Raw genomic sequence first — 15,880 nt, 5'->3', positions numbered from 1 at the left:
TACATCCGCCGAATGGGCGGAGTCACGCCCCGCGCACGCTTACGGACCATGCGCCCCGGCAATACGTATCGATATGTCGAGCCGCGACCAGGAGGCTGCAGCGATGAGCATCTGGTGGTCCCTGCACCTGCGGCGCGAGGCCGCGAGCGTCCCGCTCGCCCGGCGGCTCCTGCTGGGCACGATGGAGACGGCCGGGGTCGACCCGGACATCTCCCACGACCTGTCCGTCGCCCTCTCCGAAGCGTGTGCGAACGCCGTCGAACACGGTGGCGACGCCGCCACGGAGGACTACCGGGTCACCGCCTTCATCAACGGCGACACCTGTCGTATCGAAGTCACCGATTCCGGCCCCGGTTTCCGGGAACGGACCCGAAGGCCCAAGCGCCCCGGACGGAGCGCAACGCCCGATACCCCCGCGCCGCCCCCACCCACGGCAGCCCCCGCCCCGGCCCAGGCCGAACACGGACGGGGGCTGTTTCTGATCGAGGCCCTGACCGACCACGTCCGCTACCGCAACCGCACCGGCCGGTGCGGCGCGGTGGTCAGCTTCGACAAGATCCTGAAGTGGCGGGAGGAGGTGCCGTTGATGGCTTCGTGAGGCGGGATCCTGCCCGTGGGGTCGTCGTGGTCCCGCCCGTGGGGTTGCGTGCCGGACTGCCGCCGGCACGGACGCGACATGCCGAAGAAGTACGGGGAACCGTCACCCGGTGCCCGTCCGGACCATGTCCGGCCGGTGTCCGCCGTCCCCCGGAAAACGGTGAGTGGCGCGGTCCCGCACGGGGAGGACGTCCCCCGCCGCGTCCCCGATTGCCGCGGGACCCGCGCACACTCCAGTTCTAACGCGAGGCGACTCGCGTTAGCGTTCTGGACGATACGTGGCCGGATCTCGCACTGCAATACGGAGCCGCCTTGAACACAGCGCAGCCACCTCCCGGCGCGTCCCGGCCGGGGGGACGTACCGCGCGAACGCGACAAGCCGTACTGGACGCGGCCTTCGCGGAGCTGGGGGACGGCGGGTACGCGGCGCTCAGCGTGGAGCGGATCGCCCAGCGCTCCGGCGTGCACGCCGCGACGATCTACCGGCGCTGGCGCACCACCGAGCGGATCGTCTGCGAGCTGATGGCCGACATCAGCGCCGAGGTGCCGCTTCCGGACACCGGGGCGCTCGCGGACGACCTGCGCGCGCTGGCCCGCTCGATCGCCGCTTTCTACGCGGAGCCGCGCTTTCGCGGACTGCTGGAGGCGGTGGTCTCCGCCGCCGCGCGCGAGCCCGCCGCCGCCGACGTGCTGCGGGACTTCTTCGACGAGCGGCTGCGGCTGGCCGGCCGTATGGTGCACCGCGCCGTGGAGCGCGGCGAACTGCCCGCCGGCGTCGACGCGGACGAGATCATGGCCGCCCTGGGCGCGCCCTTCTACTACCGGCTGCTGATCGCCCGCCGCCCCATCGACCTCCGGCTGGCCGACCGCGCCGCCGAGGCTGCCTGGACGGCCGCCCGGGCCGGGGTGTTCGCCCGCGGGCCGCAGGATGCGGAACCCGGGAACGCCGGAGGCGGTCGGTGACCCCGCGGGGCCACCGACCGCCTCCGGTCAGCCGTGTCCGTATGCAGCCGTGATCAGGCCTGCTGACCGGTCAGCCGGGCCATCCACGCCTCGACCTCGTCCGAGCGGCGCGGCAGCGCGGCGGACAGGTTCCGGTTGCCGTCCTCGGTGACGAGGATGTCGTCCTCGATGCGGACGCCGATGCCGCGGTACTCCTCCGGGACGGTCAGGTCGTCCGCCTGGAAGTACAGGCCGGGCTCGACGGTCAGCACCATGCCGGCCTCCAGCGTCCCGTTCACGTACGTCTCCGTACGGGCGACGGCGCAGTCGTGCACGTCCAGGCCGAGCATGTGGCCGGTGCCGTGCAGCGTCCAGCGGCGCTGCAGCCCCAGCTCCAGCACCCGGTCGACCGGGCCCTCGACCAGACCCCACTCGACCAGCTTCTCGGCGAGCACGCGCTGCGACGCGTCGTGGAAGTCGCGGTACGCGGCGCCCGGCTTGACCGCCGCGATGCCCGCCTCCTGGGCCTCGTAGACCGCGTCGTAGATCTTGCGCTGGAGGTCGTTGTACGTGCCGTTGATCGGCAGCGTACGGGTGACGTCCGCGGTGTAGAGGGTGTTCGTCTCCACGCCCGCATCCAGCAGGAGCAGGTCGCCGGAGCGGACCTCGCCGTTGTTGCGGACCCAGTGCAGCGTGGTGGCGTGCGGCCCGGCGGCGCAGATCGAGCCGTAACCGACGTCGTTGCCCTCGACGCGGGCGCGCAGGAAGAACGTTCCTTCGATGTAGCGCTCGCTGGTCGCCTCGGCCTTGTCGAGGACCTTCACGACATCCTCGAAGCCGCGCACGGTCGAGTCGACCGCCTTCTGCAGCTCGCCGATCTCGAACTCGTCCTTGATCAGCCGGGCCTCGGAGAGGTACACCCGCAGCTCTTCGTCGCGCTCCGCGGTGACCTTGTCGGCCAGCGCCGCCTCGATGCCGGCGTCGTGGCCGCGCACCACGCGGACCGGGCCGGTGGCCTCGCGCAGCGTGTCGGCCAGCTCGCGCACGTCCGCGCAGGCCACGCCGAGCAGCGCCGCGGCCTCGTCCAGGCTGTTGCGGCGGCCGACCCACAGCTCGCCCATGCCGTCCAGCCAGAACTCGCCGTTCTCGCGGTTGGAGCGGGGCAGCCGGTAAAGCGTCGCGTCGTGGCCCTCGCCGCTCTCGCGGGGCTCCAGGACGAGCACACTGTCCTCGGTCTGGTCGCCCGTGAGGTGGACGAACTCCGTCGCGGCGCGGAAGTCGTATTCGGTGTCGTTGGAGCGGGTCTTCAGGTTGCCTGCCGGGATCACCAGACGCTCGCCGGGGAAGCGGCGGGACAGCGCCTCCCGCCGCCGGGCCGCGTTCGGCGCCTGCTCGATCGGCTCCAGGTCGCGCAGCTCGGTGTCGGCCCAGCCCGACTTCATGTTCGCGGCGAGCTCGTCCGATACGCCCGGGTAAAGGCCGTTCTTGCGCTGCTTGATCGGCTGCTCGTCCTCGTCCGGGGTCTCCGGCGTGAGCTCGTCGGTCACTATGCCTCCTTTTAAGACTGCACCGCGTTCCATCGTAAGTGCGAAGGGAACAGGGTCCAGGGGGCGGAAGCGGTGAGGTAGGTGAGATATCGGACAGGTCGGGGGTGGGGGGCGGAGCGCGGCCGTGCGTGGGGCGTGGTCGTGCGGCGGAGAGGCGGAGAGTGGCGGCGTGGCGGCGTCCGGCCCCCGCGCCCGGCCCGCCCGCGCCGCCGCGCCCGGCCGCCGCGCGGTCCTCTTGGGCGCGAACTCAGGGCAAGCCCTCGCTCACCGGTCCCTCACTCGAAGTACGCCGCGAGCAGCACCACGTCCTCCGGGGACTCCGCGTCGTCGATCCCGTCCGGCAGCAGCGTGTGCAGCAGGTGGTCCACGAGGGCCTCGGGGTCGTGGCGTGCGGCCCGGGGGACGCCGGCGGCGGCCGAATGGAGCCGGGCGAAGGCGCGGTCCATCGGGTCGCCGGTGCGGCGCAACAGCCCGTCGCTGTAGAGCAGAAGGGTTTCTCCAGGCGTCGGTGCCAGCTCCACGCTCGGCGCTTCCCAGCACGCCAGCATGCCCAGCGGCGCGGACAGTGAGGTCTCCACGTACTCGGTACGCCGGTCGCCGATGATCAGCGGTGGGCAGTGGCCCGCTCCGGCCAGCACGATCCGGCGGGCGGCCGTGGCATTGCCCGGCCCGTACGTTCCGTACGCACCGGGTACGGCCCCAGGTGTACCCGGCCCATTCGACCCACCTGGCCCACCAAGTCCACCGGACCCACCAGGTCCGCCCGGCCCGGCAGGCGGTGCCTCCGCGAAGGCGAACAGCGCCGTGGCGCTACGGGCCGGCTCGGTCAGCCGCAGCAGCAGTTCGAGGTCGGAGAGGACCGCGACCGGGTCCTCGCCCTCCATCACCGCGTACGCCCGCAGCGAGGCGCGCAGCCGTCCCATGGCGGCCACCGCGCCCGGCCCGGAGCCGGTGACGGAGCCGACCGCCAGGCCCAGCGCGCCGTCCGGCAGCGGCAGCGCGTCGTACCAGTCACCGCCGCCGAGCGGTCCGGCACCGTGCCGCACCGCGAGCCGTACGCCGGGGACGCGGGGCAGCCGGCTGGGCAGCAGTTCCTCGCGCAGTGTCGCCACGGTCTGCCGCTGGCGGTGCAGTTCCAGGAGGCGGGCGAGGTGCGCGGTGGCGTATCCGAGGTAGAGCCCGATGAGGTGGCGCTGCCGCTCGGCGGGCTCGGCGGGCTCGTCGTAGAGCCAGACCGCGGCGCCGAAGCGGCCGACCTGGTCGGCGTCCAGCGGCACGGCGTAACTGGCCGCGTACCCGAGGCGCGCGGCGACCTCGCGCAGGCGGGGGTCGAGACCGGGCTCGCCGGGGATGTCGGGCTGGGCGATGTCGCCGCGTCCGCAGGCGACGCAGCCGGAGCTGTCCGAGGGGGCCCCGTCCGGGGGCGCGGGGTCCGCCTGCCCGCCGTCCGGGTGTGCTTCGGGCCGCTCACGGAGGCCCCGCCCGGCCCCGTCCGGCTCGGGCAGTCCGTCGAGGATGCGGCCGAAGGAGAGCGCGCGGCGCGGCACGGTCTCGATGTGGCCGATGTCGGCCTGCCCCAGCCCGAGTCCGATGGTGGTGTCCGGGCCCCGGCCGTCGCGCGGTTCGAGGACCACCAGTCCGCGCCGGGCGCCCACCAGGGAGGCGCCGGCGCGCAGCAACTCCTGGAGCGCGGCTTCGAGGGACTGCGTACGGGCCAGCCGCTCGGTGAGGTCGTGCAGCGCGGTCAGGTCGGAGATCCAGCCGGCGAGCCGGTCGTGGACGGCCGCGGAGCGGGCCTCGGGTGGGGGGTCCGCAGGGGCTGGTGCGGTTGCGGACTCGGCAGTGTGAGTGGGGGCGGGAAGTGCTGGTTCGATTCCAGCCACTTTCGGAACGTGGGGGGTGGTCATGGCTGACGGCTTACGTAGCGCCGCTCAAAACCCCTGGTCAGGCCGCTTGGTGGGATGGAATGCGGCACTTTGTTGAGTCGTGTTGAGTAGTGTTTCGAACTGCTCAATTTCCTCAATAGCATCGCAAACCCCCATGTCATGTTGCTCCGCTATCAATGCCTCCACATGTACACGCCCCGGTGACACGATGTCCAGCATTGTCCCCGTGGGGTTTGTGGTGTCAACGAGACGGGGAAGTTGGCCGGAAAATATCCCCCCGAACGTCAATTTGAGGTCGACTGGCGGCGTTCGACAGTGCGTCATCACCACCATGGCGGGTACGTACTCGGAAAGGTGCGGGGTCAGTTGGAGCCGCGCCGGAACTCTCCGACGGGCACGGGCGTCTTACACGTCGACGACCGCGCCGCACCGCACCCCCAAGTGGCGGATCTGCTCCACGGGACAAGCAAGCGCCATGCGCGCGCCACCCTCCGCCACGTTCCACGCTCGGCGTATGGCGTGATGCGCTGCTCCGTACAGGCAGTGACCACAGATCCACGTGGCGTTCAGGGGTTCTCAGGAGCCGTGACACACCACGCAGCGGCATGAACCGGCATGTAGTGCGATGGACATAGCCCTCGGCGTTTACGGAAAGGAACGAGCGCTCATGCGCGAGATCCTCGGAAGGCGACGCAAGCTCCAGCTCCGGCGCGGCGGAAGGTCGGCACTGCTCGGTGCGGCACTCCACTGTGCCACCGAGTGGCAGTGGCCCGTACTCCCAGGCGTCGGACTGCGGACCGGCGGGAAACAGGCGGGCGGCAAACCGTCCGGCGGGCGGCACGGCCGCGCCGAGCGCGGGACGCGCCCGTGCAGTTGTCCGGACCCGGACTGCGTGGTGCCCGGCGCCCACCCCTTCGACCCCGGCCTGTTCGCGGCCACCACCGATGCCCGCATGGTGCGCTGGTGGTGGACCAACCGGCCGACCGCGCCCCTCCTGCTGGCCACCGGAGGCCGCGCACCCTGCGCGCTCAGCCTGCCGGCCGTCGCCGGCGCGCGGGCCCTGGCCGCCCTCGACCACTTCGGCGTACGGGTCGGCCCGGTCGTCGCCACCCCCACCCGCTGGTCGCTGCTGGTCGCCCCGTACTCCCTCGCGGAGCTGGGCGAGTTGCTGCACTCCCGGGACTGGGTGCCCAGTTCGCTGCGCTTCCACGGCGAGGACGGTTACGTGGTCCTGCCGCCCTCACAGATCGGCGCGGGCAAGGTCCGCTGGGAGCGCTCGCCGGGCACCGGAGCGGCCGCCCCCTGGCTGCCGCAGGTGGAAACCATCGTGGACGCGCTGGTCACCGCCAGTACCAGTGCGCCGGACGGGGGGAGCCGGCTGGCGTACTGAGGGGCTGGGGTTTCCTTTCCTGCTCGCTCGGAACGCCCTCCTCCGGAACGCTCTTCCTGGAGCGATCCCCTGGCCCTCCCCGAAACACCCCCCGGCCCCCGGGCCGCCTCCGGCCCCCGGCCAACCAGATCACCGGCACCCCGAACCGCTCGCGGCGGCGGAAGAACGCGCGGGCGGTTCACTCGTATGAGTGTGAGCTGCCCGGTGGTGGCGGGATTCGGGGGCGCGAGCCCGTTATGTGCCCGTTCCGGCCCGATATGTTCGGCGGACCGTCAATCCGGCGGTCAATCCATCGCCCTGACAACCGCAGGTGGGTCCTATGGAGCGTGCGCCGAACCTCCGCATGATCGCGCTGGCGAGCACGGTGGCACTCGCCGTCGCGATGCCCCTGGCCGCAGCGACCGCGGGTCCGGCTGAATCTGAACGGTCGGCCCCGGACGGCTCCGCAATCACTCCACAAGCGGACGGTCGTACTCCGGTACGGGCCGACCCGTCCGACCCGTCCGGCGCGCCGGACGCGGGTACGGATACGGGCACGGGTACGGGCATGGGCACGGGTGCGGCGCATACGTCCGACAGCCGCCGGAAGTCCCGCTGCGGGCCGGAACTGGCTTCACCCGAAGGAGTGGAAGCCCAGACGTGTGTTCTCGCCGAAGGCGGCCGGTCCTGGGCGCGTACGTACTACCGCAACACGTCCGGCGAGCCCTTGCGGGCCGTACTGACGCTGATGCGGCCGGACGGCCGGACCGTACAGGCGTACTGCGAGATTTCGGCCGGTGACGAGCCCGGGACCTGCGAGACCCCGCGCGAGCCGACGGTCGGCGGCGGGTCGGCGGCGTACACCGCGGTGGCGGAGCTCGCCGACGCGCGGGGCGAGCGCAAGCTGCTGCGTACCGGCAGCAACGTGGCGCCGGGCGAGCGTGGTTCGGACCAATGACGGTACGGAATGTGCCTGGTGGCTCCGGGGGGCTGTCCGCCGGCCCTCCGGCGGTCCTTCGCGGCCCTCTGCCGACCCTCTGCCGGCCTTCCGGACGCAGACATGGAAGCGCCCGGTCGCTGGCGACGGGGGATGCACCAGCGACCGGGCTCCTAGAACGGTAACAAGAGATCCGCGGTTCGCAAATTCGATCGTGGAATTCCGGACGCGTATTTACCGGTCGGTACGGCGAGTTGTGACCGGAGTCACGTTCCCGGTCACGGCTCGGCGGCTCGCGGCGTGCCCCCGGACGGACCATGGATCGCTGTCCGGGGCCGGGTCTGGGGCAGCCCGGGGCCAGCCGGGGGGCAGCCGGGGTCAGCTCACGGGTCGGCCCGGGATCAGCTCAGCGTCACCTGACGGTTGGTGAGCCCGCCGCGGGCGCGGCGCTCCTCCGGCGTCAGCGGCGCGTCCGCGGCGAGCGCCGTGGCGAGCCGCTCCGCGAAGGCGGCGGCGGGCTTGGCCACGTCGTCGGCGCTCATCCCGGACGGCAGGTCCCAGACCGGTACGACCAGGCCGTGCGCCCGGAACGATCCGACCAGCCGGGTGCCTTCGCCGAGCGAAGAGGTGCCGGCGGCGTGCAGCCGGGCCAGCGCGTCCAGCAGCGTCTCCTCCGGGTGGGCCATCACCCAGCGCAGGTGGTTCTTCTCGGGCGTCTCGCACCAGTACGCGCCCTCCAGACCGGCCAGCCGCTCGGTCGGGATGGCCGCGGCGTTCGCCCGCTCCAGAGAGGCGGCGACCTCGCCCGTCGCGTTCTCGGCGTCCTCCACCCAGAACTCGAAGCCGCTGTGCACCTGGGGCTCGAACGGGGCGGCCGGGTCCAGCAGGTCCTGCAGGCGCGGGCCGTCCGCCGCGGCGCGCTCGGCGGCGACCGGGGTGCCCGGCTCGGCGGCCAGCGCGCGCCGCAGCGTGTCGGCGAGGTCGCGGCTGAGGTCGCCGGAGGCGGTGTCGTTCTGGAGGCCGAGCAGGACGGCGCCGTTGTCGCGGCGCAGTGCGGGCCAGGCCATGGGCAGGACGGTCGCCAGCGTCACCGACGGGACGCCCTCCGGCAGCCCGTCCTTGAGCGTCAGCTCGACGGTGGCGGCGGGTACCAGTTCGCGCAGCGCCACCCAGTCGCACTCGCCCGGAAGGCCCTCGAAGGGGCGCTGCACCAGCTCGGTCGCGGCGTGTGCCGCGGTCCGGCCGTGGCACGCCTTGTAGCGGCGGCCCGAGCCACAGGGGCAGGGCTCGCGCGCCCCTACGACGGGCACCTCGCCGTCCTTGATCTGCGGTGCTGCGGCCTTGGTCTGGGGGCGGCGCTTCTTGGCCATGGCGAGGCTTTCTCCTGGTCGATCCTGGGCGTACGGACGCGTTCCGGCGCGAGCCTAGACGACTGGGCTGCGCACCGTGCCGCGCGCCGGGGGCCTCGGGCGCGCTCGCGCCACGCGGGCCGCCGAGGGGCCCGTCCACGGCCCGCGACCGTACGGGCCACCGGAATTGGTCCCGCGGGACCGCTCGTCACCGTACGGCCGTGTCACCGCCCCGCCCGGTGCCGGTACGGCTCCACGGCGTACGAGCCGACTGCGGGGCGCGTATGCGGTACGGACGGCGCTGGACGGGCCTGTGCGGGCGCCAGGAAGCACTGGTCGGGAACCGGGCGCCAGGAGGCGCCGGACGGGGCCCGGGCGGCCCGGGTGATCCGGACCGTCCCGCACCCCGGCCTCGACGGCCGGCTTCACCGGTCTACGTCACCGGTCCGGCCTCACCGGTCCAGCTTCAACAGCCCGGCCGGTCGAACCTCACCAGAGCCAGCTCCGGCCGCCCGTGGCCCGCCGCTTCCCGTCCTCCGGTCGATGCCGATGCCGATGCCGATGCCGGTTCGGGTTCCGGTTCCAGTTCCGGTACGGGAGTCGGCCCGCCGGGGCGGAGGGCCTGCTCACCGGCCGGTTCCGGCATGCGGTCGCCGCGCGGCAAACCGGTTGCGCGCCCCGGTGCGACCGGGGTCGGCCGCCCGTTGCGTGCCCCGCCGGTGAAGTCGGCGGAGAGCTCGGCCGGGAGGTCAACGCGCGTAGCGAACGCACTGTGCAGCCCGTGCAAGGAGAGCAGGGCCCAGACCGTCACCTCGCCCCCCGCGTCCTCCACACCCCACTCCTTGGCAAGGGAGCGGATGATGGCGAGCCCGCGGCCGCCCTTGGCGGTGACCGAAGGCGTGGACGGCTGTGGCCGGGTCGGGCCGCCGCCGTCCGTGACGGAGATGGTCAGCTGGCCGTGGGCGTCGATGCGCCACGCCGCCCGTATCGCGTCCGGCACCGCGTCGCCCGCGGTGCCCCGTACGGAACCAGCCGTCTCCTGCGTGCATATCGGACGTGCATACCGACATGAATTGCTCAGCAGTTCGGAAAGAATGAGTACCGCGTCGTCGACCACGGTGTCCTGGACACCGCTTGCGAGCAGTTCCTCCCGCATGCGCCGCCGCGCCGAACCGACCCCCGACGGACCATGGGGTACGGCCATGACCGACGCCGTCGGCACCTCTTGTGCCACCATCAACGCCACCCCCGAGACCTCCTTCGCCCCACGCCACGGGATGGATGCCCCAATGGCCTGGACCGGAAACCGGCCAGTCCCGGTGCGGTGACGCACTCGTAACGATCGGGTACGGGTCGAATGCGCCGGTGCACTCCCTGTGACGGCCGCTACCCCAGGCCCAGTTGGGCTCGTACCTGTTTGGGGCGGTTGGTGATGATTGCGTCCACCCCCAAGCGTTCACACAGCTCTACATCCGCCTCATTGTTGACGGTCCAGACGTGCACCTGATGGCCCGCGCGGTGCGCCTTGGCGACGTACTCGGGATGGGCGCGCAGGATGCGGACACCCGGGCCGGCGATGCCGACGCCGGGCGGCAGCCGGCCGTCGCGGTGGCGCGGCGTCAGGAACTGCATGAGGTACACACCTGGGATGTCGGGGGCCGCGGCCCGTACCCGGTGCAGCGACCGGGCCGAGAAACTCATGACGCGAACCGCGGGCGGACCCTCGGCCGAACCCTTGGTGTGGCCGAATCTCGTCAGTAGCGCGACGAGCCGCTCCTCCACCTGACCGGCCCAGCGGGTCGGGTGCTTGGTCTCGATGGCCAGCTCGACCCGGCGGCCCGAATCGGCAACGAGTTCGAGAAGTCGCTCCAAGGTGAGGACGGACGTGCGCTCCGGGTCCTCGTGCTGGCGGTCCGGCGCCTCGCCGGCGGTGTCGTCGTCCTCCTTCCAGGAGCCGAAGTCCAGCGCGGCCAGATCGGCCAGCTCCAGGGCGGAGACCGCGCCGCGCCCGTTGGAGGTGCGGTTGACCCGGCGGTCGTGCACGCAGACGAGGTGGCCGTCCGCGGTGAGCCGTACATCGCACTCCAGCGCGTCGGCGCCGTCCTCGATCGCCCGGCGGTAGGCGGCCAGGGTGTGTTCCGGTGCGTCCTCGGACGCGCCACGATGGGCTACGACGGAAATGCGGGAGGGGTCCGGGGTGCGGTCCCGGAGCGGGTACGCGGTGGTCACCGGGTTATCGTGCCATCGCTCGCGGGAGGGACGCCTTGTGCACTACCTGATCCGCATAACATCGGATGCGTTCGTTATGTCCGGGATAAAGGATGGGGAGACAGTCACAGCCTCGGCTTACGGCGCCCTGACGCGTGGTGGGAAAGGCTTGCCCCCGGGACATTCGCCGGTACCGCCTGCCCGTCGCCCGTATGCCAGGGGCCCACGCCGCATCCTGGAGACCGCACCGCATCCTGAAGGAGAGGCCGGGCCGTGGCCCGGCACCGACGTGAAGCTGAGGAGAGAGCCGTGAGCACCGAGAACGAGGGCGCCGCCGTCCCGCCGGAGGCCCAGCCGCCGTCGGCGCCCCAGGCGTCGGACCGCGCACCCGAGGCCGGTGCGCGTACTTCGGACGGCCCAGGTGCGCGGGACACGGCGGTGGCCGAGGGCACGCCCGGCGCGGCAGCGGCTGAGGGGGCGCCGGGGGCGCAAGCCACTCCGCCGGCTCCCGCCACCCCGCCCTCCGCGCCCCCGCCGCCGGAGTTCGCGCCGACGGCCGGGCAGGCGGGCGCGGGCGTCGGCGTGGCGGACGGCGCTGCGGACCGTACGCAGCAGTTCACGAAGCCGACGGGGGCGACGGAGCCGCAGGGCCACGGCCAGGATCACCCGCAGGGCCACGCCCACAACCCCGCTCAGCACCACCCCCAGGCAGGTGGCCCGGACATGGGCACCCAGCCCCCGGCCGGCGGCGAGAGCGCATCCCAGGCGCACGATCACGCCCACCAGGCGCCGCCGCCCGCGTACGCGACGGCGCACGGCGCCTCCGACGGCGGCTGGGGCGGCCCCACGCCCCCCGGCTACGGAGGCGGCCCGGGTGGTCCGGGCGGTCCGGGCGACGTGTGGGGCGCCCCGGGCGCGCCCGCGCCGAAGAAGCGCCGTAACGGCGGCCTGATCGCCGCCGTACTCGTCGCCGCCCTGGTGGCCGGCGGTATCGGCGGCGGCATCGGCTTCTGGGCCGCCAACCGCAGCGACACGAACTCGACGACGGTCTCCGCCTCCGGCGACCCCGAGGCGCTGAATCGCAAGCCGACCTCCGTCTCCGGGATAGCGCAGAAGGCGCTGCCCAGCGTCGTGACGATCGAGGCGCAGGGCGCGTCCGGCGAGGGCGGCACCGGCACCGGCTTCGTCTACGACAAGCAGGGCCACATCCTCACCAACAACCACGTCGTCGCGAGCGCCGCCCAGGGCGGCAAACTGACCGCCACGTTCTCCAACGGCAAGAAGTACGACGCCGAGGTCATCGGCCGGGCCCAGGGCTACGACGTCGCCGTCATCAAGCTGAAGAACCCCTCCGACGCCAACCTCGTCCCGCTCCCGCTCGGCAGGTCCGCCAACGTCCAGGTGGGTGACGCGACGATCGCCATCGGCGCCCCCTTCGGCCTCTCCGGCACGGTCACCACCGGCATCATCAGCGCCAAGAACCGCCCGGTGGCCTCCAGCGACGGCGGCGGTACGACTCCCTCGTACATGAGCGCCCTCCAGACGGACGCCTCCATCAACCCGGGCAACTCCGGCGGCCCCCTGATGGACGCCACCGGCAGCGTCATCGGGATCAACTCGGCCATCCAGTCCGCGGGCAACGGCGGTGGCGGCTTCGGAGGCGAGAGCCAGTCCGGCAGCATCGGCCTGGGCTTCGCCATCCCGATCGACCAGGCCAAGCGGGTGGCCAACGACCTGATCAAGAAGGGCCAGCCGGTCTACCCGCAGATCGGCGCACAGGTCCTGATGCGCGACACGGGTGACGGCGCGACCATCGCCCGCGACGGCGGCACCGACGGCTCCGCCTCGGTCACCCCGAAGGGCCCCGCCGACCAGGCCGGCCTGAAGCCGGGCGACACGATCACCAAGCTCGACAACACCATCATCGACAGCGGCCCCACCCTGATCAGCACCATCTACCAGCACAAGCCGGGCGACAAGGTGACCCTCACCTACAAGCGCGACGGCAAGGAGCACACCACCCAGGTAACCCTGGGCCAACGCACGGGCGACAAGTGACGCGCTAGTCTGATCCCCGCGCCACCGTCCGCCGGCGGCGCGGGGAGGCTTGCCCGAGCGGCCTAAGGGAACAGTCTTGAAAACTGTCGTGAGGTAACCCCTCACCGTGGGTTCAAATCCCACAGCCTCCGCCGAGACCAGCAAAGTAGCTGGTCCAAAGGGGTGCCCAGCCAACGCGGGCACCCCTCTTGGTTTCCCCGTGCCTCAGCCGCCGTTATGCCGCTCTCGTTGCCGTCGTCCCTCACGTCAGGGTGCACGACGGGTGCCGTCTGCTGGCATCTGCCCGCGTCACCGGATGGGCATGTGCCACCCGTACGCCAGACCGCAGCGGAGAAGCCACTAATCGCGTGGCTGACCACCCGGAAGGGCTTTCGCGAGCATACGAGCTTCATCCTTCGCTGCCTTACGAGCGACTCGAGCTTGGTGGAGGTGCTCTCCTCGGATGATCTCACCCTGCTGCTCGATCCAGGACTCCAGTTCACTGTCTGCAGCACACAGCGCAACCAGCCCTGCAATGAGGAGGGCCAGCTTTTCCGGCATCGGCATGGTCTTGCCATCCAGGTAGGCGCCGACAGTGCGCGGACTGAGCCCGGCCGCCTCTCCCCACGCATTTCGGGAAGGCTTTCCGGCGTCCTCCCACAGGCGGATCAGAGCCTCGTGGAATCTGCCCTCTTCGGGCGTCTTCTTGATCTTGACTTCTCCCCTCAGTCTCGCCTCTATGGCCAGCTCGCCTTCGACCCGCCGACGCAGCGTGCGCCAGCGGGTCAGCTCCTCGTCCACCCCCCAGGCGATGACGATGCGCTCCAGCGTGTCGTTGCTGGGGAGACGCTTTCCCGCAAGGGCCTCGTAAGCCGCAGTACGTGACACTCCGTACCTCTGGGCAAGGCGCACCGAGCCGCCCGTGCGGGATTGGAGGTCGCGTAGCGCCAGAGCGAACTGCACCAACGCACCCTCGCCGCCGAGCGGTTGCATCCGACGGGGCATGCCCTCTCCAATCCGCCAACGATGTGGCCTAGGCCACATTCCCCTAGCGACCGCATGTGAAGTGGGTCACAGAAGGCAATGTGACGCACGTCTCATTTCACTCCGGGAAGGTGGTCTCAGCTGGGGCGATCCACGAAACAGCGGTGACCGAAATAGTACCGCGAAGTTTTCTGCGCACAACCGGGGTTGAAGGCGCGTGTCAGAGTTTCCGAGACGGCGCGAGCCGGTCGTCTTGCACGCAAAAGGCGACGGCTCCCTGCGGGAACAGGAAGCCGTCTGCGTGAAAGTCACCAACCGCTAGGAAGGCGCCTTCATGTCCGAGACTACGGGCAATCTCGCTGCAGGGGAAAGTGATACCGCCCTCATCCGTCAGCCGTCTCGACGGCTGGTTCTGCCGATCGCGCTGAGCTGCGGAGCGGGGGTCGCCCCGATCGTCAGCGCAGTACGACAGGACTGGGTCGCCGGGCTCATCGCGGGTGCTCCCGCATTCGGCGTGGCTTTGCTGATCTTCTTCTTCGTCATCTGTCCAGCAGTCTGGTCGACAAAGCCCGATCGGCAGTCGGCCGCGCTCGCTGTACTTGACCGCTTGCTGGGCTGGCCTGGGGACCGGCCTCGACAACGTAAGCGCCGCGTCGCCGCCAACGCGTAAAAAGTACGCCAGTTCTACGCCAACAGGGGCGCACGCCCACTACCAGCAGGGATCAGGCTCTGTTCTGTCGACAGCCCCTGAACCGGCCCAGGTACCGCCTGAAAAGCGGAAGGGCGCCGGTTACGTCGGGAGCGCGTCTGAGCTGGCTCGCCGATGAGCTGAGGACCGTGCTTGGGCCCAGGACGGCTGTACTCGGTCGTTTCGGCTGGTCGGCTGTTACGTCAGCGACCGAAACGGCTTTCTCGGTGAAACTGTTGTGAGGTAACTCCTCACCGTGGGTTCAGGTTTCACGGCCTCCGCGGCTCCCTGTGTGAGCAGACGGCCCCCGACCAGGGATTCTGGTCGGGGGCCGTCGCGTTGGGTACCGCTGCGGACGCGGCTCACGGACGGTAGACGCAGGCTGCCAGCGGCGCGTGGGTCTTCCAGCCCAAGGTTTCGTACAGGGCCCGGCCGGCGTCGGTGGCGCCGAGGATGCCGAGGGTGGCGCCGTTGGTCGTGGCGTGGTGGGGAGGGGCCGCATGACGTGGCGTGGCCGATGAGGGCCATCTGGCCCTGGGCTGCGGGTTCGCCTGCGGTGCCGGTGACGCGTACGTACGTGACGCCGTCGCGGGTTTCGAGGGTGGTGGTGTAGGTGTCGAAGGGTGCCGGGGGCGTGGGGTCGAGTTCGGTGGCCATGAGGTGGCCGGTTTCTTCGCGGTCCACCACCCAGCCCTGGGGGAGCCAGGGTGCGACGGTGTCCGGGTCCTCCGGCGTCTTGAGTCAGGTGTGGGGGACGGTTACGGAGGCGGCTGCCGCGAGTATCGAGAAGCCGTCGGGAACCGGGAGCACGTGGCGGCCTGTCTGGTAGGGCAGGCTCCCCTCGACGTAGAAGGCCCCACTGGCCGTTCGGCCGGCGGGGGCGTGTGGCGTGAGACGGCCCGCCCGACCAACCCGAATCCTGACGAGTTCCGAAAGCATGTTGCCCCCTCCTGCGGTGCGGTGCGGTTGTACGTGGTGCAGCCGCTTATGTAGGGGGAGGGGCGGAGCATGCGGTTTTGATCACTTCAGCGGCGGGCCGCGGATGCGATCGTGGCGCGGGCTTCGCGTTCGGTGAGGCCGGTGTGGCGGGCGGCCGTGGTGAGGGCGGTGGCCATCTCCTGGCCGAGGCCCGATTCGTAGGCGCGGCAGGCGGCCCAGAAGAGGCGGGCGTTGCGCTGGCCGTCCGGGGCGGTGCGGACGAAGCGGAGGAGGGCGGGGGCGGGGTTGGACGGGGTGTACGGGGTGTGGAGGGACGGGTGGGGAGGGTAGTCGTAGGGGGTGCGGTGCGAGGCGGGGTGGGAGGGGTGGTTCAGGAGGTGCAGTAAGGCTGTGGGGG

At 71.5% G+C, this 15,880-nt stretch carries 12 protein-coding genes, 1 tRNA gene and 1 pseudogene; 7 read left to right on the top strand and 7 right to left on the bottom strand.

The genetic code is table 11. From position 1 onward, the window contains the following. Window positions 1-103 precede the first annotated feature (103 nt). Window positions 104-598: an ATP-binding protein gene (locus IH45_RS0131975; protein ID WP_030676567.1), complete on the top strand. Its 495-nt coding sequence runs from the start codon at window positions 104-106 to the stop codon at window positions 596-598. 311 nt (window positions 599-909) lie between these two features. Next, a complete protein-coding gene (locus IH45_RS01000000144300) occupies window positions 910-1,560 on the top strand; it encodes a TetR/AcrR family transcriptional regulator (protein ID WP_030676564.1) in 651 nt (216 codons plus the stop codon). Between the two features lie 53 nt (window positions 1,561-1,613). Here IH45_RS01000000144300 and IH45_RS0131965 read toward each other — a convergent pair whose 3' ends face one another. Further along, window positions 1,614-3,086 (bottom strand): aminopeptidase P family protein, encoded by a 1,473-nt coding sequence (locus IH45_RS0131965; protein ID WP_030676561.1) that lies wholly within the window; start codon window positions 3,084-3,086, stop codon window positions 1,614-1,616. A gap of 275 nt (window positions 3,087-3,361) precedes the next feature. Further along, the gene (locus IH45_RS0131960; protein ID WP_032918720.1) at window positions 3,362-4,969 is read right to left on the bottom strand and encodes a PP2C family protein-serine/threonine phosphatase; all 1,608 of its coding nucleotides are present in this window, start codon (window positions 4,967-4,969) and stop codon (window positions 3,362-3,364) included. Window positions 4,970-5,639: 670 nt separating this feature from the next. Here IH45_RS0131960 and IH45_RS0131950 point away from each other — a divergent pair. Then, window positions 5,640-6,362 (top strand): bifunctional DNA primase/polymerase, encoded by a 723-nt coding sequence (locus IH45_RS0131950; RefSeq protein ID WP_030676555.1) that lies wholly within the window; start codon window positions 5,640-5,642, stop codon window positions 6,360-6,362. Between the two features lie 319 nt (window positions 6,363-6,681). Further along, window positions 6,682-7,299 (top strand): hypothetical protein, encoded by a 618-nt coding sequence (locus tag IH45_RS0131945; protein ID WP_030676553.1) that lies wholly within the window; start codon window positions 6,682-6,684, stop codon window positions 7,297-7,299. A gap of 380 nt (window positions 7,300-7,679) precedes the next feature. Here the strand turns inward: IH45_RS0131945 and IH45_RS0131940 are convergent, their stop codons facing one another. The 3 genes and pseudogenes from IH45_RS0131940 to IH45_RS0131930 form a co-directional block, all read right to left on the bottom strand. After that, on the bottom strand, window positions 7,680-8,648 hold the full coding sequence (locus IH45_RS0131940) for a DUF5926 family protein (RefSeq protein ID WP_030676550.1): 969 nt from the start codon (window positions 8,646-8,648) through the stop codon (window positions 7,680-7,682). A 730-nt stretch (window positions 8,649-9,378) separates the two neighbouring features. Beyond that, a pseudogene (locus IH45_RS1000000150265) lies at window positions 9,379-9,960 on the bottom strand (ATP-binding protein); the annotation flags it as partial. 53 nt (window positions 9,961-10,013) lie between these two features. Continuing rightward, window positions 10,014-10,856 carry a glycerophosphodiester phosphodiesterase gene (locus tag IH45_RS0131930; protein ID WP_030676545.1) on the bottom strand — a complete coding sequence of 281 codons (843 nt, stop codon included), beginning with the start codon at window positions 10,854-10,856 and terminating at the stop codon, window positions 10,014-10,016. 417 nt (window positions 10,857-11,273) lie between these two features. On the opposite strand from IH45_RS0131930, the gene IH45_RS0131925 reads away from it, so the two are divergent. Next, entirely contained in the window at window positions 11,274-12,893 is a 1,620-nt protein-coding gene (locus IH45_RS0131925) for a trypsin-like peptidase domain-containing protein (RefSeq protein WP_107058758.1), read from the top strand. Between the two features lie 43 nt (window positions 12,894-12,936). Continuing rightward, window positions 12,937-13,024, top strand: a tRNA-Ser gene (locus IH45_RS0131920). 208 nt (window positions 13,025-13,232) lie between these two features. Here the strand turns inward: IH45_RS0131920 and IH45_RS0131915 are convergent. Further along, entirely contained in the window at window positions 13,233-13,835 is a 603-nt protein-coding gene (locus IH45_RS0131915; protein ID WP_158813328.1) for a helix-turn-helix domain-containing protein, read from the bottom strand. 355 nt (window positions 13,836-14,190) lie between these two features. Here IH45_RS0131915 and IH45_RS1000000150260 point away from each other — a divergent pair, with 355 nt between their 5' ends. Further along, window positions 14,191-14,526, top strand: a complete 336-nt coding sequence (locus IH45_RS1000000150260) for a hypothetical protein (RefSeq protein WP_234440754.1) — start codon at window positions 14,191-14,193, stop codon at window positions 14,524-14,526. 1,043 nt (window positions 14,527-15,569) lie between these two features. Here the strand turns inward: IH45_RS1000000150260 and IH45_RS0131905 are convergent. Next, window positions 15,570-15,880, bottom strand: a 311-nt coding sequence (locus IH45_RS0131905; protein WP_030676535.1) for a primase alpha helix C-terminal domain-containing protein, incomplete at its 5' end; no start/stop codon positions are given.

The organism is Streptomyces rimosus subsp. rimosus (genome assembly GCF_000720725.1).
In the GTDB taxonomy this organism is placed as follows: Bacteria; Actinomycetota; Actinomycetes; order Streptomycetales; family Streptomycetaceae; genus Streptomyces; species Streptomyces rimosus_A.
Note: the sequence above shows the minus strand (reverse complement) of the source record. Positions and strands in the feature narration are given on the sequence as shown.

Coding starts and splice junctions, on each gene's coding strand:
- IH45_RS0131975 (WP_030676567.1), top strand. CDS start 104: ATGAGCATCTGGTGGTCCCTGCACCTGCGGCGCGAGGCCGCGAGCGTC.
- IH45_RS0131950 (WP_030676555.1), top strand. CDS start 5,640: ATGCGCGAGATCCTCGGAAGGCGACGCAAGCTCCAGCTCCGGCGCGGC.
- IH45_RS0131945 (WP_030676553.1), top strand. CDS start 6,682: ATGGAGCGTGCGCCGAACCTCCGCATGATCGCGCTGGCGAGCACGGTG.
- IH45_RS0131940 (WP_030676550.1), bottom strand. CDS start 8,648: ATGGCCAAGAAGCGCCGCCCCCAGACCAAGGCCGCAGCACCGCAGATC.
- IH45_RS1000000150260 (WP_234440754.1), top strand. CDS start 14,191: ATGTCCGAGACTACGGGCAATCTCGCTGCAGGGGAAAGTGATACCGCC.